This is a genomic window from Nonomuraea sp. NPDC049129 (assembly GCF_040648495.1).
Taxonomy (GTDB): Bacteria; Actinomycetota; Actinomycetes; order Streptosporangiales; family Streptosporangiaceae; genus Nonomuraea.
The window spans coordinates 189,710-212,141 of the sequence record NZ_JBEZDU010000002.1 but is presented as its reverse complement, the minus strand read 5'-3'; the positions used below and the strand labels follow the sequence as shown (position 1 = coordinate 212,141).

Annotated in this window: 20 protein-coding genes and 1 other RNA gene; 12 read left to right on the top strand and 9 right to left on the bottom strand. The window is 69.0% G+C overall.

Translation table 11 applies throughout. From position 1 onward, the window contains the following. Nucleotides 1–50: 50 nt before the first annotated feature. Nucleotides 51–464 carry a VOC family protein gene (locus AB0B64_RS06045; protein WP_357940678.1) on the bottom strand — a complete coding sequence of 138 codons (414 nt, stop codon included), beginning with the start codon at nucleotides 462–464 and terminating at the stop codon, nucleotides 51–53. 126 nt (nucleotides 465–590) lie between these two features. Between AB0B64_RS06045 and AB0B64_RS06040 the strand changes: the two genes are divergently transcribed. The 3 genes from AB0B64_RS06040 to AB0B64_RS06030 all read left to right on the top strand — a co-directional run bounded on the left by AB0B64_RS06040 (nucleotide 591) and on the right by AB0B64_RS06030 (nucleotide 2,427). Next, nucleotides 591–1,454: a sigma-70 family RNA polymerase sigma factor gene (locus tag AB0B64_RS06040; RefSeq protein WP_358175043.1), complete on the top strand. Its 864-nt coding sequence runs from the start codon at nucleotides 591–593 to the stop codon at nucleotides 1,452–1,454. Further along, complete coding sequence (locus tag AB0B64_RS06035) at nucleotides 1,451–1,930, top strand: VOC family protein (protein WP_358175041.1); 480 nt, start codon at nucleotides 1,451–1,453, stop codon at nucleotides 1,928–1,930. The genes AB0B64_RS06040 and AB0B64_RS06035 overlap by 4 nt, the downstream gene beginning before the upstream one ends. A 296-nt stretch (nucleotides 1,931–2,226) precedes the next feature. Continuing rightward, the gene (locus AB0B64_RS06030; RefSeq protein WP_358175038.1) at nucleotides 2,227–2,427 is read left to right on the top strand and encodes a hypothetical protein; all 201 of its coding nucleotides are present in this window, start codon (nucleotides 2,227–2,229) and stop codon (nucleotides 2,425–2,427) included. Between the two features lie 1,727 nt (nucleotides 2,428–4,154). Here the strand turns inward: AB0B64_RS06030 and rnpB are convergent. The 4 genes from rnpB to AB0B64_RS06010 all read right to left on the bottom strand — a co-directional run bounded on the left by rnpB (nucleotide 4,155) and on the right by AB0B64_RS06010 (nucleotide 7,476). Continuing rightward, nucleotides 4,155–4,550: RNase P RNA component class A (gene rnpB / locus AB0B64_RS06025), an RNA gene on the bottom strand. A 67-nt stretch (nucleotides 4,551–4,617) separates the two neighbouring features. After that, the gene (locus tag AB0B64_RS06020) at nucleotides 4,618–5,898 is read right to left on the bottom strand and encodes a bifunctional RNase H/acid phosphatase (RefSeq protein WP_357940672.1); all 1,281 of its coding nucleotides are present in this window, start codon (nucleotides 5,896–5,898) and stop codon (nucleotides 4,618–4,620) included. A 34-nt stretch (nucleotides 5,899–5,932) separates the two neighbouring features. After that, nucleotides 5,933–6,673: a C4-type zinc ribbon domain-containing protein gene (locus AB0B64_RS06015; protein ID WP_357940670.1), complete on the bottom strand. Its 741-nt coding sequence runs from the start codon at nucleotides 6,671–6,673 to the stop codon at nucleotides 5,933–5,935. A gap of 2 nt (nucleotides 6,674–6,675) precedes the next feature. Next, nucleotides 6,676–7,476, bottom strand: a complete 801-nt coding sequence (locus AB0B64_RS06010; protein ID WP_357941475.1) for a Nif3-like dinuclear metal center hexameric protein — start codon at nucleotides 7,474–7,476, stop codon at nucleotides 6,676–6,678. Between the two features lie 114 nt (nucleotides 7,477–7,590). On the opposite strand from AB0B64_RS06010, the gene AB0B64_RS06005 reads away from it, so the two are divergent. The 5 genes from AB0B64_RS06005 (at nucleotide 7,591) to AB0B64_RS05985 (ending at nucleotide 13,583) form a co-directional block, all read left to right on the top strand. Continuing rightward, nucleotides 7,591–9,030, top strand: a complete 1,440-nt coding sequence (locus tag AB0B64_RS06005; RefSeq protein WP_358175035.1) for an NAD(P)/FAD-dependent oxidoreductase — start codon at nucleotides 7,591–7,593, stop codon at nucleotides 9,028–9,030. Between the two features lie 79 nt (nucleotides 9,031–9,109). After that, a complete protein-coding gene (locus AB0B64_RS06000; RefSeq protein WP_357940666.1) occupies nucleotides 9,110–9,892 on the top strand; it encodes a GNAT family N-acetyltransferase in 783 nt (260 codons plus the stop codon). Between the two features lie 69 nt (nucleotides 9,893–9,961). Next, a complete protein-coding gene (locus tag AB0B64_RS05995; protein ID WP_357940664.1) occupies nucleotides 9,962–11,392 on the top strand; it encodes an Nramp family divalent metal transporter in 1,431 nt (476 codons plus the stop codon). Between the two features lie 51 nt (nucleotides 11,393–11,443). Continuing rightward, entirely contained in the window at nucleotides 11,444–12,400 is a 957-nt protein-coding gene (locus tag AB0B64_RS05990; RefSeq protein ID WP_357941473.1) for a WYL domain-containing protein, read from the top strand. Nucleotides 12,401–12,458: 58 nt separating this feature from the next. Further along, the gene (locus AB0B64_RS05985; RefSeq protein WP_358175032.1) at nucleotides 12,459–13,583 is read left to right on the top strand and encodes a C45 family peptidase; all 1,125 of its coding nucleotides are present in this window, start codon (nucleotides 12,459–12,461) and stop codon (nucleotides 13,581–13,583) included. On the opposite strand, the gene AB0B64_RS05980 is transcribed toward AB0B64_RS05985, so the two are convergent. Genes AB0B64_RS05980 through AB0B64_RS05970 form a run of 3 tightly spaced genes read right to left on the bottom strand, consistent with a single transcriptional unit; the run spans nucleotide 13,555 to nucleotide 17,176 of the window. Next, nucleotides 13,555–15,039 (bottom strand): AMP-binding protein, encoded by a 1,485-nt coding sequence (locus tag AB0B64_RS05980; RefSeq protein WP_358175029.1) that lies wholly within the window; start codon nucleotides 15,037–15,039, stop codon nucleotides 13,555–13,557. The two genes, AB0B64_RS05985 and AB0B64_RS05980, sit on opposite strands and share 29 nt — an antisense overlap. Continuing rightward, on the bottom strand, nucleotides 15,039–16,013 hold the full coding sequence (locus AB0B64_RS05975; RefSeq protein ID WP_358175026.1) for an acyl-CoA dehydrogenase family protein: 975 nt from the start codon (nucleotides 16,011–16,013) through the stop codon (nucleotides 15,039–15,041). Before AB0B64_RS05975 ends, AB0B64_RS05980 begins: the two co-directional genes overlap by 1 nt. Beyond that, the gene (locus tag AB0B64_RS05970; RefSeq protein ID WP_358175023.1) at nucleotides 16,010–17,176 is read right to left on the bottom strand and encodes an acyl-CoA dehydrogenase family protein; all 1,167 of its coding nucleotides are present in this window, start codon (nucleotides 17,174–17,176) and stop codon (nucleotides 16,010–16,012) included. Before AB0B64_RS05970 ends, AB0B64_RS05975 begins: the two co-directional genes overlap by 4 nt. 159 nt (nucleotides 17,177–17,335) lie before the next feature. On the opposite strand from AB0B64_RS05970, the gene AB0B64_RS05965 reads away from it, so the two are divergent. The 4 genes from AB0B64_RS05965 to AB0B64_RS05950 all read left to right on the top strand — a co-directional run bounded on the left by AB0B64_RS05965 (nucleotide 17,336) and on the right by AB0B64_RS05950 (nucleotide 21,564). Further along, a complete protein-coding gene (locus AB0B64_RS05965; protein ID WP_357940654.1) occupies nucleotides 17,336–18,568 on the top strand; it encodes a HAMP domain-containing sensor histidine kinase in 1,233 nt (410 codons plus the stop codon). Nucleotides 18,569–18,571: 3 nt separating this feature from the next. Continuing rightward, nucleotides 18,572–19,921, top strand: a complete 1,350-nt coding sequence (locus AB0B64_RS05960; RefSeq protein WP_357940652.1) for a HAMP domain-containing sensor histidine kinase — start codon at nucleotides 18,572–18,574, stop codon at nucleotides 19,919–19,921. Nucleotides 19,922–19,932: 11 nt separating this feature from the next. Further along, entirely contained in the window at nucleotides 19,933–20,532 is a 600-nt protein-coding gene (locus AB0B64_RS05955) for a TetR/AcrR family transcriptional regulator (RefSeq protein ID WP_357940650.1), read from the top strand. A 66-nt stretch (nucleotides 20,533–20,598) separates the two neighbouring features. Then, the gene (locus AB0B64_RS05950; protein ID WP_357940648.1) at nucleotides 20,599–21,564 is read left to right on the top strand and encodes a diiron oxygenase; all 966 of its coding nucleotides are present in this window, start codon (nucleotides 20,599–20,601) and stop codon (nucleotides 21,562–21,564) included. A gap of 6 nt (nucleotides 21,565–21,570) precedes the next feature. On the opposite strand, the gene AB0B64_RS05945 is transcribed toward AB0B64_RS05950, so the two are convergent. Next, a complete protein-coding gene (locus AB0B64_RS05945; protein ID WP_357940646.1) occupies nucleotides 21,571–22,329 on the bottom strand; it encodes a class I SAM-dependent methyltransferase in 759 nt (252 codons plus the stop codon). Between the last annotated feature and the right edge of the window lie 103 nt (nucleotides 22,330–22,432).

The window sequence follows — 22,432 nt, the reverse complement described above, 5'->3', positions numbered from 1 at the left end:
ATCCGTTGGCCGCGCCGCCCGCACTCGCCAGAGACATCGCCGCTCGGCAGTTACTCCGCGTAGGGCTGGTCCTTTCCCTGGGCGCTGTAGCCGAGACTCCAGATGTAGCCGTCCGGGTCCGCGAAGGAGCCGCCGTACCCGCCCCAGGGCAGGGCGCCGGCGGGCTTGAGGATCGTGGCGCCGGCCTTCTCGGCCTCCGCGATGATCTCATCGACCCGCGCCTCACTACGGACGACGTAGGTGAGAACCAGCCCGCTGAAGCCGCTGCCTTCCGGGCTGGTGCCCACCTGGTCGGCCAAGCCGTCGCGACCGTAGAAGCCGACGGGCGAGGCGCCGTCCGATTCGAAGAACACCGAGATGCCGTAGTCGTTCTGGATCTTCCAGCCGAGCCCCTCGGTGTAGAACTGCTTGGCCCGGTCCAGGTCCCGGACGCCAAGAAGGATCGAGCTGACGTGCGCTTTCATACCTTGTCTCCTTATGTGCCTCAGGTGTACGTGCTTCCCGAACATCCGAGCCGGGGCCCGGATGTCACATCGGCGTGGGTTCGCCGGTCAATTGGTATGACAGGCCCGGACGGAGGAACGTGACGGATGACTGAGCAGGACTGGGTGAGCCAGCGGTTCGCCGAGAACCAGGACCGCTTGCAAGCGATGGCGTACCGGATGCTCGGCTCGCCCAGCGAGGCCGAGGACGCGGTGCAGGAGGCGTGGCTGCGGGTCAGCCGCGCCGACACCGGCCAGGTGGAGAATCCGGCCGGGTGGCTGACCACGGTCGTCGCCCGGGTCTGCCTGAACATGCTCGAGGCACGCCGCTCCCGGCGTGAAGACTCGGCCGGGGCGCTGCCACCCGAGCCGGACGCGGCTATCCACCCTTCAGACCACGCCGGCCCTGAGGACGAGGCGCTGCTGGCCGATTCGGTCGGGGTCGCGCTGATGGTGGTGCTGGACACGCTGACTCCCGCCGAGCGGCTCGCGTTCGTCCTGCACGACGTCTTCGCCGTGTCGTTCGGCGAGATCGGCCCCATCATCGACCGCTCCCCGGTGGCGGCCCGGCAACTCGCCAGCCGGGCCCGGCGCCGGGTACAAGGAGCGGCCGGGGCATCCGATGCCGCGCGCTCGGCGAAGCGGGACATCGTCGAGGCCTTCCTTGCCGCCTCCCGGAGCGGGGATTTCGCCGCCCTGCTCGAGTTGCTCGATCCGGACGCCGTGGTCGGCGAGGTCCGCGGCGACCAGGCGGTGGCGGCCTTCTTCGCCGGACGAGCTCAGGCCGCCCGGCTCGCTCTGGTCGACGGAGTACCGGCGGCCGTCTGGTCGCACCTCGGCCGGCCGAAGGCCGTCTTCACGTTCACCATCGACGATGAGAAGATCACCCGCATCGATATCGACACCGACCTGGACCGGCTCCGCGACCTCGACATCGTCATTCTTACCGCCGGCGACAAGGAGCGGCGTTGAGCCGTACGGATCTCCAGCTCTCCTCTTGCACCCTCGCCGTCCACGACCTCAGCGAGGCACTCGGCTTCTACCGTGACGTGCTCGGCTTCGAGGTACGCGACGACGACGGATCCGAGGTGATGCGATGGGTGAGCGTCGGCCCGCCGTCGCAGCCGGACACGCGGATCATCCTCGAATCCCCCGGCACGGACCCAGGCGTCTCGTCGGCCGACCGGCAGGCGATCGCCGACCTGATGGCCAAGGGCCTGCTGGGCCGTCTCGTCTTCTTAACCGACAACTGCGACGCCATCTTCGAGCGCATCGAGGCCGCGGGCGCCGAAGTGATGCAAGAACCGATCAACCAGCCCGACGGCGTCCGCGACTGTGTCTTCCTCGACCCGTCTGGCAACATGCTGCGATTCACCCAGGCGCGGCAGGTAGTCCATGCACTCACCTCGCGGCAGGCACACGCCGCGAGAGGCCGCCAGGCACCCTGAACGCGGCCGCGGAAAGTGCGGTCCTGCTCACCTTCACTCTGGTCCACTCGTGTCCGGAAGGTTCGGGGCACTTCACAGCGTCAGAGGTGAGAGCGATGGAAGCGACCGGATCGGCGTTACGACGAATGCGGCTGTCCTTTGGAACTGGACCACGACCAGCCGCGTTCACGCCCCTCCTAAATGGCGAGTGGTCTACTCAATATGAGCGCGTTTTAGCACGTCAGAGCCCCGTTATTCCCAAGTGGTCTACCGGTCGGATACTGGTAGCAGCTGAACGGGTGAGCAGGGAGCAGGCCATGACATCGATACAAGCCGCCTGGCAGCGCGTGGCGTTGTGTGGGCTGCTGGTCCTGCCGCTGGCCGTGATCATTGTCCTCATGACCCCGGCCTTCTTGGTGCTGCCGTTCTTCGCATGCGGCCGTGAGTTCGTCCTCAAGCTGGTGGACAGACTTACCGCATGGGCGCGTGTCATCGTCCCGAAGGCCGATGCCAAGTGACGCCAGGGATGTGAGACGAGTCGGCCTGTAGGCCGGGTTCTATTTCAGCATGATCGTGACCTGCCGTTGAGCATGCACAGTGTTGCTTGACCTGCCGAAACATGATGGTCGTTGATCATCGCCTGAAATCACCTCGCGGCGCCATGTGCCCTGAATGTGCCCTGCGGAGACGGGCACGATGGGGTGCCGTCACGGCGCCGACAGGCCATCGCGAATAGCGCGTAGATCGGCTTCCAACGCCGCGAGGTCGGGTCGGCCACCGAAACGCCATCGCCCGGCTTTCCGTTAGGCATGGCACCCATCCTGACAGCTCGATCGCGCAAGTCGTCCGCCGAACCGCCCTGAGGATTTAATCGCTGACCACTTCGGCATGAAGGCTCGCCGAGAACCCGCTTCTATGCCATCGGCCGTCGGGACGTGCAACCGTCGTACGGTCCATGTAGCGGCGCAACCGTCTGATACCGACCTTGTTGCCGACTGCGTGCTGATCCTGCTCTCACGCGAGTCTTGCTCGTTATGCCTCCGTAACGCCTCTGCCTTAGAGTTTCCGAGGCCCGTCCTGCAGGGAGGCGTTGTACATAATGGGTTTCATAGAAGAGAGCCGCAAAGGTGGCAATCCTTCGTCCCCATCGTCCAAGAAACGCAAACCCGGACCAGCGGGAATTCTACTCACCCTTCTCGGGTTTGGGATGGCTGCCGCAATACTTTCCATTTTCATTTGGCCCCCTTCGACGAGCGGCAGCCATAGCCAACCAACCCATCCTCCCAAACCTGCCCTGAGGGATCTGTATTCGGGTGCCGTCACATACGTCGACCTGAGGGATCAAGTTCGATGCAACGATAAAAGCGCCAAGGAATGTCGACGAGCATACGAGTCCTGCGAGAAAGATGACTTCTCCGCCCAGAGTTGCTCCAGCTACAAGACTCTACGTGACGAGCAAATAGCCCTCACAGAGGACTGCACTATGGGTTTTGACAGCAGCGACGAGGACCTTGCGTGCACTGACGGCGGAGAGATATACCTGGATTGCCGATTAGACCGCAAATCCATTCTGGGATGCGAACGTGCAGCGATACATGAGGCCTGCATCCTCCTTGGCGGCGGAAATATTTGTGAGACAAGTGCGCTCGCATATGAGTCCTGTCGCCTTCGAATGATTGACGGCGCACGCCTTCCACGCGCCGTCTGCGTGGAAGGAAATAATGAGTATGCTGCATGTCGCCACACGTGGAGCATCGGCGCTGGTGACGACTTCTGCATTCCCGCGACTGCTGCGTACGAAAGCTGTCGACCTGCGCTCTCCGCCGAAGACTGCAGGGAGGTTCGAGTCCGATATGCGCGGGCAAGTTGGGTGGCGTTAACCGCCAAAGGTCCGTCCTGACCTCCCCGTCCGATCTTCCCATCTGCCTCGTCCACCTGGAGAGCAAGCGGGCCAAGGCCCTGAGGCCAAGGGCTGGAGCTCCGCCTCACTGGAAGAATGCCCCTCAGCCCCAGGGACTTCGTCTGCTCGGGTCTACCTGTCGCGCCACAGGTTTCCGTCAGGGGGAAGCGTTCGGGCTGACTAAAGATCGACTCGACTTCGAGACGGGCATGATCACGGTGGACCAACAGGTCATCGTGGTCAAGAGCCGCCCCATGCTCGGTACGCCCAAGAGCCCCGCATCGATGCGTGACGTGCCCTGATCTTGGCGCACGCCTGTTCCTTCCCAGGTCAGAGAGGCATTGGGTGACGAGTCGGCCTGTAGGCCGGGTTCTGTCCTTCGTCGGAACGAAGGGGCGACCATCCATCTAGGGCCGTCGTTGCCGGCGGCCTCAAGCGGTCTACCCGCGCGGCTCGGGCGGGCAGCCCTCGAACGTCGCGCGCGGGACGCTCCGGAGAGCGTCCCTTCTTGACCTTGCTCCGGGTGGGGTTTACCTAGCCGCCCACGTCACCGTGGGCGCTGGTGGTCTCTTACACCACCGTTTCACCCTTACCTCCAGAAAAATCTGGAGGCGGTTTGCTTTCTGTGGCACTGTCCCGCGGATCGCCCCGGGTCGGCGTTACCGACCACCCTGCCCTGTGGAGCCCGGACCTTCCTCGGCGGGCCCGCGAAGGGCCCGACGCGGCCGCCCGGCCGACTCGTCTAGCTGGAAGTTTATCAAACCTCAGTAGATCTTCAGTCGGTCGTCCCGCCTGCTCCGCTGGGATGTCAGCGTAGGTGAAAGGTGTCGTTGAAGGACTTCACCACGGACTGGCCGTCCGTGTAGTGCTCTATCAGCGACAGGCAGGCCAGGTCCAGGTGCATGCGGTACAGCGCTTCCGGGGGTGCCATCAGGGCGAACCGCAGTAGCGTCTTGATGGGCGTCACGTGCGACACAATCAGGACCGTCCGACCCTCGTACCGCTCGACCAGGCGCTCCTCCGCTCGCCTGACGCGCTCCGCCACGGCCTCGAAGCTCTCGCCGTCCGGGGGTGCGATGGTCGGGTCGGCGAGCCAGGCGGCCAGTTCGGCGGGCCAGCCGCGCTGGACCTCCGTGAACGTGTGGCCCTCCCAAGCGCCGAAATCGACCTCCCTGAGGTCGTCGTCCGCTTCCACGGCGAGCCCTGTGCGCTGGGCGACCGCCTCCGCGGTCTGCCGGGCGCGCTTGAGGGGGGAGCTGACGATCACGTCCAGGTGGTACGGCTCGCGGGACAGTCGCTCCGCGGCGGCCGATGCCTGGGCCAGGCCCTTGGCGGTGAGTTCGGCGTCGCCCAGGCCGGAGAAGCGGCGGTCGACGGAGAGCGGGGTCTCGCCGTGGCGGAGCAGGAGCAGGGAGGTCGCCACTCGGGTCGGTGGGGCCCAGCCGGTGCCACGATCGCGCTGCTGGCTGGTGGCCAACTGGGTGGTAGCCAGGGAGGCGGTAGGCGCCGACAGGTTGTCAGCTATGTCCAGGAGGTCCGTCTGTTGGGTGGATGAGGATGAGGGCCGGGGTCGGTCCGAGGTTCCGGAGTCGCCCTGGGTTTCGGAGGCGGCCGGAGTAGATGTGGGCGGCGGCGAGTCCGTAAGAGCCGCGCCGCCCGCCTTCCAGGTCAGGCCCTTCGCCGCGGCGTCCATCGCCTCGTTGGCCAGGCGGTCCGCGTGCCGGTTCTGGTCGCGCGGGATCCAGGTCCACGCCGTCACCCGCAGCCGTCTGGCCAGTTTGCCGGCTTCCATGGCGAGTGGGCGCAGGCCCTCGTTCTTGATCTTCCAGCGGCCGGCCATCTGCTCGATGACCAGTTTGGAGTCCATGCGTACCGCGACCTGGGCGCCCTCGCCCCCAACAGCCAGCACCGACGTCAGTCCGGCGATCAGCCCCCGGTATTCGGCCACGTTGTTGGTCGTGACGCCGATCGCCTCCGCCGCCTCCGCCAGCACCTGGCGGTCGGTGGCGTCCATGACCACGGCGCCGTAGCCGGCGGGCCCGGGGTTACCGCGCGAGCCGCCGTCCGCTTCGATGATGTAGGAGCTCATAGCCCTGACTCTGATGTACGTACGGTGTAGGAGGTCATAGCCCTGACTCTGGAGTGCGTACGAGGATGCGGCGGCACTCCTCGCAACGCAGCACCTCGTCGTGCGGCGCGGCCTTGATGCGGTTCATCTCGGCGATCGACAGGGCCACCTTGCAGCCCTGGCACCGGCCGCCCCTGAGCATGGCGGCGCCCACGCCGTACTGGTCCTTGAGCTTGGTGTAGAGCGTGAGCAGGTCGGCGGGGATCTCGGCGGCGACGGCGGCGCGGCTGGTCTGGGCCTCGCCCGCCTCCTTGTCGAGGTCGACGAGCAGGGCGTCGCGGCGGTCCTCGGCGGCGGCGCGCGCGGCGGCGATCTCGTCGCGCTGCGCGATCAGGTCGAGGACCTTGCTGTCGGCGGCCTCGCGGCGTTCCATGATCTCCAGCACGACCTCTTCGAGGTCGCCCTGGCGCTTGTGCAGGGAGGCGATCTCGGACTGGAGGCTCGCCAGGTCCTTCGGCGAGCTGACGGCGCCGGAGTCGAGCCGCTTCTGGTCGCGGTCGGCGCGGCTGCGGACGGCGTCGACGTCGTTCTCGGCCTTGGCCTGCTCGCGGGCCAGGTCGCCGGCCTCGGTCTCGGCGCCGATCACGTCGGTGGCGAGCTTGGCGTAGCGCTTCGACTGCTCGTCGATCTCCGCCAGCTCCGGCATCGTACGGCGGCGGTGCGCCAGCCGGTCGACCACGGAGTCAACGTCAGCCAGGTCGAGCAGTCGTTTCTGGGCCTCGGGGGCTGCTTTCATGATCAATATCCTCTTGTCCAAGCATCGGTGACCGTGGCGGAGACACGCGTCTCAACGGTAACGCCACTCGAACCCAGGATGGACGCGGCGCTGTCGAGCCATGGCCACTCGGTGGCCCAGTGCCCGGCGTCGATCAGCGCGGGGCCGCCCTCCTCGATGAATTCGCTGGTGGGATGGTGTCTCAGGTCCGCGGTGAGGAACACGTCCACTCCCGCGGCGCGCACCGTACTGAGGAGCGAATCGCCCGCTCCCCCGCTGACGGCCACGCGCGTGACGCGGCGGGACAGCTCGCCGGCGACGCGGATGCCCTGCGCGGTCTCCGGCAGCCCAGCGACCGCCCGCTCGGCGAACTCCCCCAGCGTCATCTCCGACCGCAGTTCGCCGATGCGCCCCAGCCCGCGCCAGGGATCGTCGGGGAACGGCCGCAGCGGGACCAGATCGCCGGTCAGGCCGACGGCGCGGGCCAGCGCGTCGGAGACGCCGGGGTTCGCCACGTCGGCGTTGGTGTGGGCGGTGTAGAGGGCGATGTCGTTCTTTATCAGGTTGTGAAGCAGACGGCCCTTGGGCGTGGTCGCGGCGACGCTCGTGGTGCCGCGCAAGTAGAGGGGATGGTGGGTGACGATCAGGTCGGCGCCCCACTCGACGGCCTCGGCGGCGACGGCCGCGACCGGGTCGACCGCGAACAGCACCCGCCGCACCTCCTGCGCCGGGTCTCCGCAGACCAGGCCCACCGCGTCCCAGGACTCGGCTCGGGCGGGCGGGTAGGCCGCCTCGAGCTCCTTGATCACATCCGCCAGCGTCACTCCAGCCACCAGCGCAGACTACCGGCCGCCCGGCCCCGGTACGTGATCGGCGAGGGGTGTCGTCCGCGCGACGCCCGGCGTAACGTAAGTGGACACTGACATCTGGAGGATGCCATGGCGCCCAGGATCGCGATCATCGGAGCGGGGTTCGGTGGATTGTGCATGGCGATCCAGCTCGAACGGGCCGGGATCGGCTCCTACACGGTCTTCGAGAAGGCGGACGACCTGGGCGGCACCTGGCGCGACAACAGCTATCCGGGTGCGGGCTGCGACATCCCGTCGCACCTTTACTCGTACTCTTTCGAGAAATATGTGAGTTGGACCCGCCGCTACCCAGAACAGCCCGAAATTCTCGCCTATCTAGAGCACTGCGCCGATAAATACGACGTCAGGCGAAAAATCCGCTTCGGCAGCGAGGTCGAAGCCGCCGTCTTCGACGGCTCCCACTGGCAGGTCAGTACGGCCGGCACCACCGAGACCTTCGACGTCGTCGTCATGAGCGTCGGCCAGCTCAACCGCCCCCAACTCCCCGACATAACCGGAATGTCAGACTTCGAGGGCACGTCCTTCCACTCCGCCCGCTGGAACCATGACCACGATCTCACCGGCAGGCGGGTCGCGGTGATCGGCAACGGCTCGTCGGCCGCCCAGCTCATCCCCCGCGTCGCCGCCGAGGCCGAGCACCTGACCGTCTTCCAGCGCACCCCGAACTGGGTGATCCCCAAGCCCGACGCCACCTTCGGCCCCCTGACCAGGCTGGCGTTCCGCTTCGTCCCCGGCCTCCAGCGCGCCTACCGCGAGTGGCTCTACCGGTACGCCGAGAACACCCTCTACCCCGCCCTGGCGCAGGGCTGGAGCGTCGGCCTGCTCAAGAAGCGGGCTCTGGACCACCTCCGCGACCAGGTCCCCGACCCGGCGCTGCGCGCCAAGCTCACCCCTGACTACCCGCCGGGCTGCAAGCGGGTCGTCATCGACAGCTCCTTCTATCCCGCCCTGACCAGGCCGAACGTGGAGGTGGCGACGGAGCGGATCGTACGGATCACGCCGAAGGGCATCGAGACCGCCGATCGGCCGTACGAGGTGGACACGATCGTGTACGCCACCGGATTCAGGAGCACCGAGTTCCTCGCGCCGATGGAGGTCTCGGGGCGGGGCGGCCGGTCGCTGCGGGAGCGGTGGAAGCGCGGGGCGGAGGCGTACCTGGGCATCTCGGTGCCGGACTTCCCGAACCTGTTCCTGCTGTACGGGCCGAACACGAACCTGGGCCACAACTCGATCATCTTCATGATCGAATGCCAGGTCAACCACATCATGTCCTGCCTGCCGTACCTCTCGGAGCGAGGGCCGATCGAAGTGCGGCCCGAGGCGATGGCGGCGTGGAGCAGGCAGCTCGACGCGGCGATGGCGCGGATGGTGTGGGGCAACGGCTGCCAGAGCTGGTACAAGACGGCCGAAGGCCGCGTCACCAACAACTGGCCCGGCCCCACGACGCTCTACCGCCGCTTGACGGCCCGATCGCCGCGCACCGCCTATCGCCCGGCTACTGCCGCTTGACGGCCCGGCCGCCGCGCACCGCCTACCGGCCGACCACCCCGGAATGGCTGGTCTGACCGGCGGCGGGTAGGTAACGGCAATGACGAGTGCGGAAGCGGCCGCCGCCCGTGAGGCGGCCGAGAAGACCGGTGTGACGATCCGCGAGCTGCGCGAGATCCACGACTTCCAGGAGGTCTACCGGCTGTACGACGACATCTGGCACCCCGACCCGCGCAACGCGCCCGTGCCGGTGGAGCTGATGATCGGCTTCGCCCACACGGGCGGCTACGTGGCCGGAGCGTACGAGGGCGACCGGCTGGTCGGGGCCTCGGTGGGCTTCCTCGCGGCGGACCGGACGCTGCACTCGCACGTGACCGGGGCGGTGATCGGGCGCGGCATCGGCTACGCGCTCAAGCTGCACCAGCGGGCCTGGTGCCTGGAGCGCGGGCTGGAGAAGGTCACCTGGACCTTCGACCCGCTCGTACGCAGGAACGCCCGGTTCAACCTGACCAAGCTGGGCGCCCGGCCGGAGCGGTACTTGGAGGACTTCTACGGCGTCATGGCCGACGCGATCAACGAGGGGGACGCCTCCGACCGGCTGCTGGCCGTCTGGCGGCTGACGGAGTCTCCGCCGCAGCCGTCCGCCGGGCCGTACACGCGGGGGGTGGAAGTGGCCGGGAATCGGCCGGTGATCGGCCTGGCCGACGGGCCGGTGGTGCTGGTGGCGACACCGTACGACATCGAGACGCTGCGCCGCGAGGACCCGGAGGCGGCCCGCGCGTGGCGGCTGGCGCTGCGGGAAGTGCTCGGCGGGCTCATGGGGTCGGGTGAGCGCGTCACCGGGTTCACCGACGACGGGGAATATGTGGTGGAAATGGGCTGACTGCCTATTCCACTCGGCTTTCGGATCTCTGTAATGTGACGCTTACGCACGTCGAACAAGGAGATCCGCATGGCGGAATTCACCCCGACTGTTCCTGCGCGAGTCCTGCCGCCCGTCGCCGTCCGAGACCTGCCGGACCCTCCCCGATCGAGCTGGCGCATCATCGGTCCCGGCCTGGTCGGCGCGGGGGTCGGGCTGGCGTCCGGCGAGTTCATCCTCTGGCCGTACATCGCCTCCCAGGTCGGCCTGGTCTTCATCTGGGGCGCCGCGATCGGCATCATCACCCAGTGGTTCCTCAACATGGAGATCGAGCGCTACACGCTGGCCACCGGCGAGACCGCGCTGACCGGTTTCAGCAGGATGTGGAAGCACTGGAGCCTCGTCTTCGTCGTGATGACGCTCTGCTCGAACCTGTGGCCCGGCTGGGTGACCACGTCGGCCACGATGATGACCTACCTGACCGGCACGGGCGCCGGCAGCGTGCGCTGGATCGCGATCGGCATGCTGCTGGTGATCGCGATCGGGCTGACGATGGCGCCCGTCATCTACATTCTGCTGGAACGGGTGATCTTCGTGAAGATCGCCCTGGTGCTGATACTCGCGGTGGTCGCGATCCTGTTCGCCATCAACGCCGAAAGCTGGATCGAGCTGGGCAAGGGCCTGAGCGTCGGGGCGCGGTTCCCGGTGCCGCCGCTGGAGTTCGCGGTGCTGATGGGCGCGATCGCCTACGCGGGCGCGGGCGGCGGCCAGAACCTGTGCCAGAGCAACTGGATCCGCGACAAGGGCTTCGGTATGGGCTTGTACGTGCCGCGCCTGGTCAGCCCGGTCACCGGCGAGGAGGAGGCGGCCGCCTCGACGGGCTTCCAGTTCGCGCCGACCAAGGAGAACCTGGCCCGATGGCAGCAGTGGTGGCGCTTCGCCAACATCGAGCAGGCGGCCACGTTCGCGCTGGTGTCGTTCCTGACGATCGCGCTGATGTCGATGCTCGCCTACTCCACGGTGTTCGGTGAGCCGGGGCTGGCCAACAGCATCGGCTTCCTGAAGGTCGAGGGCGAGGCGCTGAAGGCGTCGGTCGGGCCGTGGTTCGGCGTGCTGTTCTGGGTGATCGGGGCGCTGTCGCTGTTCGCCTCGGCCATGGGCATCGTCGACTACACCTCCCGGCTGGCCTCCGACGCGCTGAAGACCATTTACCTGCGGGACAAGGCCATTTCCGAGAACCGCGTGTACTTCATCATCGTGTGGGCGATGGCGCTGATCGGCATCGTGGTCCTGCTGCTCGGGTTCGACCAGCCGCTGATCCTGCTGGTGTTCTCGGCCAGTTTCGCGGCGGTGATGATGTTCGTCTACTCGATCCTGCTGATCGTGCTGAACCGCCGGTCGCTGCCGGAAGCCCTCAAGGTCAGGTCGTACCGGCTGGGCGCGCTCGTCTGGTCGATCGCCTTCTTCGGCACGCTCACCGTGCTGACGGTGATCCAGCAGGCGAACAAACTGTTCGGCTGAATCCCCCATCGCGGAACCAGGCTTTCCGCGATGGCGGGCAGACTGGCAGGCATGCTCGACACCTCGGCCCGCCTGCTCAAGCTGCTGTCCCTGCTCCAGGCGCACAAGGACTGGTCGGGCCCCGAGCTGTCCACGCGGCTCGGGGTCTCCACCAGGACGATCCGCAACGACGTCGAGCGGCTGCGCAGCCTCGGCTACCCCGTGCACGCCACGCCGGGCGTCGCCGGCGGCTACCGGCTCGGCGCCGGGGCCGCGCTGCCGCCGCTGCTGCTCGACGACGAGGAGGCCGTCGCGGTGGCCGTCGGTCTCGGCCGCGCGGCGGGCGGCGGCGTCCAGGGCATCGAGGAGACCTCGGTACGCGCCCTGGCCAAGCTGGAGCAGGTGCTGCCGTCGCGGCTGCGGCGCCGGGTCAACGCCCTGAACACCTACACGGTGCAGGTTCCCGGCGACGCCCCGTCGGTGGCGCCCGAGGTGCTGACCACGATCGCCAACGCCGCCCGCGACCACGAGCGGCTCCGCTTCGACTACACCGGCCACGACGGCTCCTCGGCCATGCGCGACGCCGAGCCGCACCGGCTCGTGCACCGGCGTGGCCGGTGGTACCTGGTCGGCTACGACGTCGAGCGGCGGGACTGGCGGACGTTCCGGGTGGACCGCCTCCTGCTGCGGACACCGGCCACGGGACCCCGGTTCACGCCCCGCGAGCTGCCCGGCGACGGCGACGTGGCCGCGTGGGTGGAGAAGGGCGTGACCACCGCGATGTGGCGCTACCACGCGACGGTGCTGCTGCACCGCCCGGCCGAGGAGATGCGCCGCTCGCCGCTGAAGCTGGACATCGAGCCGGTCGACGAGGCGACCTGCCTGGTCAGGCTGAGCGGCGACGACCTGCCGGGGATGGCCGTGTGGATCGGGTTCATCGGGGTGGACTTCGAGGTGCTCGACCCGCCGGAGCTGGCCGAGCACGTACTGCTCCTGGCGGATCGCTACCGACGCGCCGTACGTCGCTGATGGAGACCGTCAGTCGGCGGTAGGAGAACGGTCAGCGCCCGGCGGCAGCCTGGCGGTCATGAAGAACATGACGCAGATCGCGGGCGGCAGGAACGACTTCCAGCTCGTCCGCCACCTGACCCTCCACGGCAGCCAGGTCGAGATCGGCCGGGCGCTCACCGAGGAGGCCCTCAGGCTCGGCTGGGCCCCGACGCCCGCCGACCCCGCCGTCAACCGGGCCCGCCGGACCTGGTTCGAACGGCACTGGCCCCAGCACCACGCCCGCATGGACGGCGCCGCCGCGGCGCTCGGCCTCGACCCCGACCAGGACGAGCTGGCCCTCGACGGGCTGGGCTACGTACCCGCGGGCTCGGGCTGCTCGGCGCTGTGGTGCCCGCCGTCCGCCGCCACCGACGGCCACGGCAGGGTGGGCCGCAACTACGACTTCTTCACCACGACCACCAGCGAGATCATGGGCCAGGCCGCCCGGCCCGGCGAGCTGCCGATGTCGTCCAGGCCGTACGTCATCACCACGGTGCCCGACACCGGCCTGGCCTCCACCGTCATCACGATGTCCGAACTCGACGGCTGCATGGACGGCGTCAACGAGGCCGGTCTGGTCGTCATGCTGCTCATCGCCGACTTCTCCACCGCCGAGCCGCCCGAGAACGTCTCGCCGCAGGTCGGCGTGGGCAGCACGCAGTTGCCCCGGTTCCTGGTGGACACCTGCGAGAACGTGGAGCAGGCCAAGCAGGCGCTCCTCGGCGCCAAGCAGTACGACCACGGCGTGCCGCTGCACTACCTCGTCGCCGACGCGCAGGGCCGGGCGTTCGTGTGGGAGCGCGGCGCGGACGGCGCGGAGCACATCATCGAGTTCGGCGACGCGCCGCTCTGCGTCACCAACCACCTCCTGCACCGCAATCCCGACCCGATGAACCTGCCCGAGGACACCGCGTCCAGCTTCCAGACGTACGGGCGGCTGCGTTCGCTGTACGAGCGGAGCAAGGGCGCGCTGATGTCGCCCGAGGACCTGCGCGCGAGCCTGCTGGCGGTGCGGCCGGACCCGGCGCTGCCGTTCCGCACGGTCTGGAGCACGGTCTTCGATCCGGCCGACCGCACCCTGTCGACCCGGTTCTACCTGGGCGACGAGAAGGGGTACTCCGACGAGCTGGTCTTCACCGCGAGTCGAGGTACTCCTGCCTGATCTTGGACCGCGACAGCTTCCCCGTCGGCGTGCGGGGCAGCGCGTCCCGGTATTGGATCACCTTCGGGTGCTTGAACCGGGCGATGCGCGGCTCGCAGTGCCGCAGCAGCTCGGCGCTGAGCTCGGGGTCGCCCGTGACGCCCGCCACCGGCTGGACGAGGGCGACCACGCTGTGCCCCCACTCCTCGTCGGGCACCCCGATGACGGCCACGTCCGCCACGAGGGGGTGCTCCAGCAGCGCGGCCTCGATCTCGGCCGGGTAGATGTTGACCCCGCCGGAGACGATCAGGTCGGTGCGCCGGTCGCACAGGAACAGGAAGCCGTCCTTGTCGAGGTAGCCGATGTCGCCGGGGGTGTACCACTCGCCGCGCATGCTGGCGGCCGTCTTCGCCGGGTCCTTGCGGTATTCGAAGGTGCCCAGGCTGGACTTGACGTAGATCATGCCGGGCTCGCCGGCCGGCAGTTCCTGGCCGGCCTCGTCGAGGATCCTGACCTCGAAGGTGGGCGCCGGCTTGCCCACGGTGCCGGGCCGGGCCAGCCAGTCGTGCGGCTTGACCGAGAAGGCGATCGTCGACTCGGTCGAGCCGTAGTACTCGTAGAGCACCGGCCCCCACCAGTCCATGATCCCCTGCTTGACCGCGACCGGGCAGGCCGCGCCGGTGTGGATGACCTGCCGCAGGCTCGACACGTCGTAGCGCGCTTTGACCTCCTCCGGCAGCCGCAGCATCCGGTGGAACATGGTCGGGACCATCATCGCGTTCGTCACCCGGTGGCGCTCGACCAGCTCCAGGATGTTCTCCGGCTCGAAGCGCGGCGTGATCACCACGGTGTGGCCGAGGTGCAGCGCGAACTGCGTGTGCGCGCACGGCGCCGAGTGGTACATCGGCGAGGTGACCAGGTGCACGCCCTCGCCGGGCACCAGGTCCACGATCTCGCCGAGGAACCAGACATAGAGCGGGACGACCGCCTCGGGCTCGGCTCCGGACAGCGGCCGCTGCACGCCCTTGGGGAAGCCGGTGGTGCCGGAGGTGTACCACATGACGGCCCCGCCGGCCCGCCCGGCGGGCGCGTCTCCGGGCTGCCCCTCGGCCAGTCCGGCCGTGCCGATCTCGCTCCCGGGTACGTGGCCGTCGGCGGTGACCACGATCTTCGCGTCGCAGTCCTCCAGGATGTAGGCCACCTCCGCCTCGGTGAGATGCCAGTTGATCGGCACGTAGTAGAGGCCGATCTGCCCGGTCGCCATGATCATGATCACCGCGTCGAGGCCGTTCGGCAGCACGCCGGCCACCACGTCCCGGTCGGTCAGCCCACGGGCGCGCAGGCCGTGCGACACCTGGTTGACCCGGGTGAGCAGCTCGCCGTACGTGGTCCGGGACCCGTCCACGTCGATGACCGCGAGCCGGTCCGGGTCGGCGGCGGCGATCGCGTAGAAGCCGGGCAGTCCGCTGATGTCCATCACAGCTCCAGCAGCTCGGCGAGGCGGGCCCGGTGGATTCGTGGCGGGCCGAGCAGCACTTCGTCGGCCTTGGCCCGTTTGTAGAACAGGTGCGCGTCGTGCTCCCAGGTGTAGCCGATGCCGCCGTACAGCAGGAGGTGGTCACGGGCCACCTCGAAGCAGGCCCGCCCCACGTACGCCTGGGCGAGCGCGGCGGCGGCGGGCAGCTCCTCCGGCGACTCGTCGGCTGCCCAGGCGGCGAAGCGGACGATGGACTCGGCCTGCTCCAGCTTGCAGTGCATGTCGGCGAGCTTGTGCTTGACCCCCTGGTAGGAGCCGATGTAGCGGCCGAAGGCGACCCTGATCTTGGCGTAGGCGACGATGGCGGCCAGCGCGGCGCGCAGCACGCCGAGCTGCTCGGCCGCCAGCGCCACGGCGAGCAGGTCGTCGACGCCGTCCGGCAGCGGGCCGAGCTCACGGCGGGGCACGCCGTCCAGCTCCACGCGGGCCTGGCCGCGGGTCAGGTCGAGCGTCTCCAGGGCGGTCCTGGTGACGCCGGGCGCGGTGAGGTCGACGGCCGTCAGGACCCCGCCGTCGCGCAGCAGGAGGACGTCGGCCTCCATCCCGTTGAGCACCCGGTCGAGCTGGCCGATGGCGAGCGTGGCGGTGATCCGGCCCTCGGCGATGGCGGTCAGCAGCTCCTTGTCCGGCACCCGGGTCAGCGCGATCGTGGCGAACGCCGTGGCCAGGAAGGGTCCGGGCAGCAGCGCGGCGCCCGTCTCCTCCAGCGCCACGGCCAGCTCCGCGAAGCCCGCGCCCGCCCCGCCGTACTCCTCCGGGATGATCAGCCCGGACAGGCCGAGCTCGCCGTTGAGCCGCGCGTACACCTCCCGGTCGTAGCCCTCGCGGACCTTGGTCAGCGGCGAGGCCGCGGCCAGGAACGAGCGGACGGCGACGCGGAGCTCCTGCTGCTCCTGGCTGAGTACGAGCTTCACCCCTGCGTCCCCACCTTCAGGTCCTTGAACGGCACGGTCTTGTCCACCCGGGGCTCGGGCGGCAGGTTCAGCACGCGGTCGCCGATGATGTTGCGCATGATCTCGTTGGTGCCGCCGCCCAGCGACATGCCGGGTGCCATGGAGATCGCCTGCGCCAGCGGGTGGCCGCCGACGACCGCCTCGGGCCCGACGAGCCGGGTCGCGAGGTCGGCTTGGTACAGGTACAGCTCGGCCAGCAGCAGCTTGGCGGCGCTGCCGCGGGCACCGGGGAAGATCCCCGCCTTGGTCTCCTGGGAGAGGCGCTGGTTGAACAGGGCGAGCGCCCGCGAGCGGATGTGCAGCTCGACCAGCTCGTCCCTGACCAGCGGGTCGGCGGTGTCGACCACCTGGCGCAGCGCCGCCAGCGAGGTGGGGTCGTCCTTGCCCTGGCCCATGCCGACGCCCGCCGAGATCGACAGCCGCTCGTGCAGGAGCGTCGTGACGGCCACGCTCCAGCCGTCGTTGACCTCGCCGACGCGGTGCGCGTCGGGGATGGGGACGTCGTCGAAGAAGATCTCGTTGAAGTTGGCCCGGCCGGTCATGTCCTTGAGCGGCCGGATCGTGACGCCCGGATGGTGCATGTCGACCACGAACATGGTCAGGCCCTTGTGCTTGGGCACCTCGACGTCGGTGCGGGCCAGCAGCAGTCCCCAGTCGGCGTGGTGGGCGACCGAGGTCCAGACCTTCTGGCCGTTGACGATCCAGTCGTCGCCGTCGCGTACGGCCCTGGTCTGCAGGCTGGCCACGTCGCTGCCCGCGCCCGGCTCCGAGAAGAGCTGGCACCAGATCTCCTCGCCGCGCAGCAGCGGCCGGACGAAGCGTTCGCGCTGCTCGTCGGTGCCCCGGTCGACCAGCGTCGGGCCCGTCATGCCCAGGCCGATCGAGAAGACGTAGGTGGGCAAGGTGAAGTCCCGGGCCGCGGCGGCGAACGCGCGCTCCTCCGCCTGCGTCAGCCCCTGACCGCCCCAGCGGGCCGGCCAGGTGATGCCGGAGTATCCGGCGTCGTAGAGCCGGGCCATGAAATCCTTGGCCCTGGCGACCGGGTCGGTCTCCGGGGAGTCACCGGCCGGAGCGTTTTCGAGGAGCCAGGCCCTGGCGACATGCCGATACTCATCAAGGTTCACATCGTCTCCCTGACATCAGTGCTCACTTACTCTAACCAGCCGAATGCGGCACGCATAGAGCGCCGTTCGGTTGGCGTTTTATCCGGATTTGTCGCCGAATCTCCGTTAATTAGGATGGGGGCTACTAGGTGTGATCGGCTGATCGCCGGGGGGAAAGGCGTGGTCACACGGTTCGGGCGGTCCGTGCGTGCGCGGTTGACGCTGTTCGCGAGCGTCGCCATGGCGCTGCTGTGCGTCGTGGTCAGCGCGTTCGCGCTGCACGCGGTGCACACCACGGCGGTCGGGCGCCGCACCAACGAGGTGCTCACCGCCGCCCTGCGCGTCGTGCACCTGGTCAAGCGGCATGAGCTGCCTCCGGTCATCAGCGGCGAGGTGGACGGGATCCAGGTCGTCGACTCTGCCGGACGGGTGGTGTCCGCGACGGCGAACCTGACCGGCCGCCCGCGCATGAGCGAGTGGACACCCGACGCCGACAACGCCAACCGCACCCGGGTCGTGTGCGACCTGCCCGGCTTCCCCGGCCGGTGCGAGATCCTGACGGTCCTGCGCGTCTATGAGCGGGGCGGCGACTGGCTCGTCTACGCGGCCGCGGCCATGGTGCCGCGCTACGTCCACCCGGCCGTGCTGGGGTTCCTGGGCGGCGACTCGCTCGCGCTGGTGGCGCTGACCTGGTTCGGCGTGTCCCGGGTGGTGGCCAGGACGCTCCGGCGGGTCGACCGGCTGGAGCACGCGGCCGAGCGGCAGCGCAGGTTCGTCGCCGACGTCTCGCACGACCTGCGCAGCCCGATCACCGCCATGCGCGCGGAGGTCGAAGAGGCCATGCTGTACCCCGGCGACGCCGACTGGCAGCGGACCGGGGTGGCGCTGCTGGGCAGCCTGGACCGCCTCCAGGCCATCGTCGGCGACCTGCTGACGCTGGCCCAGCTCGACGCGGGCGCCCCCGCCGTCCGCGAGCCCGTCGACCTGGCCGAGCTGGTGGGCGCCGAGACGGCCGGGCGGCGGTCCAAGCCGGTGATCACCACGCTGGAGCCGGGCGTGACCGTCATGGGCGACCCGGTCCGGCTGGCCCGCCTGCTCACCAACCTGCTGGACAACGCGGAGCGCCATGCCGAGTCCCAGGTCACGGTGACCGTACGGGAGCACGATGGAGTGGCCGTGATCGAGGTCGTGGACGACGGCGCGGGCATCGCGCCGGACCAGCGGGAGGTGGTGTTCCAGCGCTTCACCCGGCTGAGCGCCGCGCGCGAGCGCGACGCCTGCGGCACCGGGCTGGGGCTGGCCATCGCCCGCGAGATCGCGCTGGCTCACGGCGGCACCCTGACCCTGGAGGACTCCGACCGCGGCGCACGTTTCGTGGTGCGGCTCCCTCGGCTCCCCAGTGTGGAAGGCTGAGCGGTGTTCGCCAGGTGGTCGGTGCGGCGCCGGATGACGGTGGCCGCCCTGCTGTCGACGCTGGTCGGCTACTTCGTCACCGCGGTGCTCATCACACCGCTCGCGCACAGCGTGCTGACCGGGTACCAGATCGAGCACGCGGCCGGCGCGGCTCGCCGGGTCGCGGTCGGCGTCCAGCGGTCCGCGCCGGAGCGAATGAGGCCCGTGGCGAGCACCGAGGACGTCGATCTCCTCCAGGTGATCGACGACCACGGCACGGTACGGCAGGCCAGCCCGAGACTGCTGGGTTATCCGCCGCTCATCAGGGACGCCTCCACGGGCGATGACAACCGCCTGGACGCCACGGTCTGCACCAACCGGGTGCCGGGCGTGAAATGCCTGATCGTCGTGGGGTACCGGGTGCCGGTCGGGTCGGCGTTCTGGACGGTCTGCGCCTACGTCCCGGCAGTCCCCTGGTACATCAGCCCGCTCTATGTGGCGGGCGTGCTGCTCGCCGTGCTGCTGCTCTCCGCGATCTCCGCGTACGTGGCCAGGACGACGGTGGTCAAGGCGCTGCAGCCCGTCACGGACATCAAGACCGAGCTGGCCGAGATCACCGCCACGGACCTGGGCCGCCGGGTGCCGCCCTTGCCGCACCGCGACGAGCTCGACGACCTCGCCCGGACCGTGAACCAGACCCTGGACCGGCTGGAGCACGCGGTCCAGCAGGAGCGCAGGTTCGCCGCCGACGCCTCGCACGACCTGCGTACCCCGCTCACCGCGATGCGCGCCCAGATAGAGGAGGCCATGCTCCATCCGGACGAGGCCGACTGGCCGCGCACCGCCGTGGCCCTGCTGTCGAGCCTCGACCGGCTGCAGGCCATCGTCACCGACCTGCTGACGCTGGCCAAGCTCGACGCGGGCGCGCCCGGCCTGGGCGCCGACGTGAACCTGGCCGAGCTGGTCGAGGAGGAGCTGGCCCGCCGGCCGCCCGGCAAGCGCGTGGAGCTGGAGCTGCGGCCGGAGGTGGTGGTGACCGGTGACCCGCTGCGCCTGACCCGCCTGCTGGCGAACCTGCTCGACAACGCCGAGCGGCACGCCGAGTCCACGATCACCGTGACCGTCGACGAGCGGGACGACTGGGGCGTACTGGAGGTCCTGGACGACGGCGCGGGGATCGCGCCGGACCAGCGCGAGAACGTCTTCCGCCGCTTCACCCGGCTGGACGCCTCACGCAACCGCGACGCGGGGGGCACAGGGCTCGGGCTGCCCATCGCCCGCGAGATCGCCACGGCGCACGGTGGTACTCTCACGGTCGAAGATTCCGACATCGGTGCCCGGTTTGTCCTACAAATCCCCCGGGCTAGTAGTTAAAGTGGCCCGCTGTGACACGGGGTTTCAGCCGATTACGGCGCGAAGATTTACTGAAGACAGCCTGCGAAGTGATCGCCGAGCAGGGGTTCGGGCACACCAGGACGATCGACATAGCCAGAGCCGCCGGCGTGAGCCAGGCGCTGCTGTTCTACCACTTCGAGACCAAGGACGAGCTGTTCGCGCAGGCGTTCGCCTATGCCGCCCGGATGCATCTCGACACTCTGGACGCCATCGAGCGCTCGCCGGGCACGCCGCCCGAGCGGCTGCGGGCGCTGTTGCGCCGCTCCTCCCCCGCGGGCTCCTCCGATGGCTGGCGCCTGTGGATCGACGCCTGGTCGGAGTCCATGCGCAACAAGGAGCTCGAGCAGACCTCGCGACGGCTCGACCTGCGAGGCAGGACGCTGCTGCGCGGGATCATCGAGGCCGGCGTGGCGTCGGGCGACTTCGTCTGCCCCGATCCCGAGGAGTCCACCTGGCGGATCTTCGCGTTGCTCGACGGGCTGGCCATCCAGATCCACGTGCACCCCAAGGTCGTGTCGCGCCGCTGGGCCACCCGGCTGCTCCGTGCGACGGCCGCCGCCGAGGTCGGCCTGAACCCGGACGACCTGTGACTGGCGTCACTCTTCCCCTCTTATTGGATGCTTCGTACAATTACCGGGCGAGGAGAGGAGCAGGCGATGACACGCGCACCGAGCTCTACCACCGCCAGGGAGACCGACGAGCGGGTCGCCGACCGGAGCGCCTACGAGGCGGTCATCCAGCGCCTGTCGAAGGCGTCGGTCGACAAGCACTGGGAACCGTACAAGGACATCCCCTGGGAGGATCCGGAGTTCCTCGTCGACCAGACCGACCCTCGCTGGGAACTACCGCAGGTGGACAAGCTCGGCGCCCACCCGTGGTACCAAAGCCGCTCCCCCGAGACGCGGGCCAGGATCGGGCTGTGGCGGCTGGCCACGGCGATGAAGATCGGACTGCAGTTCGAGAACCTGCTCAAGCGCGGCCTGCTCAACTACGCCTACCGGCTGCCGAACGGGTCACCCGAATTCCGCTACGTCTACCACGAGACCATCGAAGAGGGACATCACGGGATGATGTTCCAGGAGTTCGTCAACCGCACGAAGCTCCCGGTGCGCGGCATGCCGGGGCCGCTCAGCCTCCTCGCCCAGGTCGCTCCCTGGATCCCGCTGATCTCGACCGAGCTGTTCTTCGTGTTCGTGCTCGGCGGCGAGGACCCGATCGACCACGTCCAGCGCAAGGTGCTCAAGGACGACCGGGTCCACCACCCGCTCGAAGAGACGATCATGCGCATCCATATCGCGGAGGAGGCCAGGCACATCTCCTTCGCCCGGCACTACCTGCGCAACCGGGTGCCGAGGATGCCGCGCTACCGGCGCCTCATGCTGGGTATCGCCTCGCCGATCATCCTGGGGATCATGGCCAGGATCATGCTGGCGCCACCGGGGCCGATGATCAGGCGGTTCGCCATCCCGCGTGACGTGGTGACCGAGGTGTACCTGCGCAATCCGGCGGCCAAGCGGGAGATCCGCGACTCGGTGGGCAAGACCCGCGAGCTGTGCACCGAGATCGGCCTGGTGAACGCTCTCACCCGGCCGATCTGGCAGGTCATGGGCATCTGGGCCTGAAGGTTTTTAGGAACGGCGGGCGACCAGCACTTCGGTGATCGCCCGCTCTTCCCACACGCCCGACGGGTTGGCGGCCAGGAGCACCCGCCGGACCGCGTCGGTGAACTCCGTCACCCTGTCGCCGAGCCTGTCGGGAGTGGTGTACGAGTACGACAGCTGCAGCCCGATCACGGCGTCGACGTCCCAGGTCAGCCGCTTTTCGAACAGGCTCGACTCCAGCCGGTCGAACGGCGAGTCCGCGAGCACGTCGTCATGGTGCTCCCCGCTGGCCTGGAAGGAGTTGGCCGCCGTGAACTCGTTCATCGCGAACTCGGCGCGCACCTCCCGCACGACCGGCTCCCACGCGTGCTCGCCGGGGTCGCGGGAGGGTCCGATCAGGGCCACCGCCCCGTCCGGCGGCAGCAGCAGGTCCAACTCGGCCAGTACGGCCCTGCGGTCCATCCAGTGGAACGACCTGCCCATGACGACGTCGTCGAAGGGCGGCAAGGCGGTCAATGTCGTGGAGTCGCCGGACAGCCAGCGGATGTTCGGCGTACCGGCGGCGACGCGTCTGCCCTCGGCCAGCATGCCCGCGTCCGGGTCCACGGCGATCACCTGGCGCACGGCCCCCGCCAGCGGGATCGCCACCGTACCGGGGCCGCAACCGAGGTCCAGCACCCGGCTGCCGGGGCCGAACGCCCGTGCCAGGCAGCCGATCGCCTCCTCCCCGTATCCGGGCCGGTACTTGGCGTAGAAGGGGGCGGCGCCGCCGAACAGGTTCGTCATGGTGAGACGATATTCGGGTTTCTGTTGGCGTCCACTCTTATGACGAGGGTGATGAGGAGGTCGCGTTGAGCGGCACGGTTCACCGGCTCACCCGGCGACAAGA

Excerpts from the sequence above, each read along its gene's own strand:
- AB0B64_RS05990 (WP_357941473.1), top strand. The coding sequence starts at position 11,444 with ATGCTCGACACCTCGGCCCGCCTGCTCAAGCTGCTGTCCCTGCTCCAG.
- AB0B64_RS05950 (WP_357940648.1), top strand. The coding sequence starts at position 20,599 with ATGACACGCGCACCGAGCTCTACCACCGCCAGGGAGACCGACGAGCGG.
- AB0B64_RS06040 (WP_358175043.1), top strand. The coding sequence starts at position 591 with ATGACTGAGCAGGACTGGGTGAGCCAGCGGTTCGCCGAGAACCAGGAC.
- AB0B64_RS06000 (WP_357940666.1), top strand. The coding sequence starts at position 9,110 with ATGACGAGTGCGGAAGCGGCCGCCGCCCGTGAGGCGGCCGAGAAGACC.
- AB0B64_RS06020 (WP_357940672.1), bottom strand. The coding sequence starts at position 5,898 with ATGAGCTCCTACATCATCGAAGCGGACGGCGGCTCGCGCGGTAACCCC.
- AB0B64_RS06030 (WP_358175038.1), top strand. The coding sequence starts at position 2,227 with ATGACATCGATACAAGCCGCCTGGCAGCGCGTGGCGTTGTGTGGGCTG.
- AB0B64_RS06015 (WP_357940670.1), bottom strand. The coding sequence starts at position 6,673 with ATGAAAGCAGCCCCCGAGGCCCAGAAACGACTGCTCGACCTGGCTGAC.
- AB0B64_RS05945 (WP_357940646.1), bottom strand. The coding sequence starts at position 22,329 with ATGACGAACCTGTTCGGCGGCGCCGCCCCCTTCTACGCCAAGTACCGG.
- AB0B64_RS06045 (WP_357940678.1), bottom strand. The coding sequence starts at position 464 with ATGAAAGCGCACGTCAGCTCGATCCTTCTTGGCGTCCGGGACCTGGAC.
- AB0B64_RS05980 (WP_358175029.1), bottom strand. The coding sequence starts at position 15,039 with ATGGACATCAGCGGACTGCCCGGCTTCTACGCGATCGCCGCCGCCGAC.
- AB0B64_RS05985 (WP_358175032.1), top strand. The coding sequence starts at position 12,459 with ATGAAGAACATGACGCAGATCGCGGGCGGCAGGAACGACTTCCAGCTC.
- AB0B64_RS06005 (WP_358175035.1), top strand. The coding sequence starts at position 7,591 with ATGGCGCCCAGGATCGCGATCATCGGAGCGGGGTTCGGTGGATTGTGC.
- AB0B64_RS05995 (WP_357940664.1), top strand. The coding sequence starts at position 9,962 with ATGGCGGAATTCACCCCGACTGTTCCTGCGCGAGTCCTGCCGCCCGTC.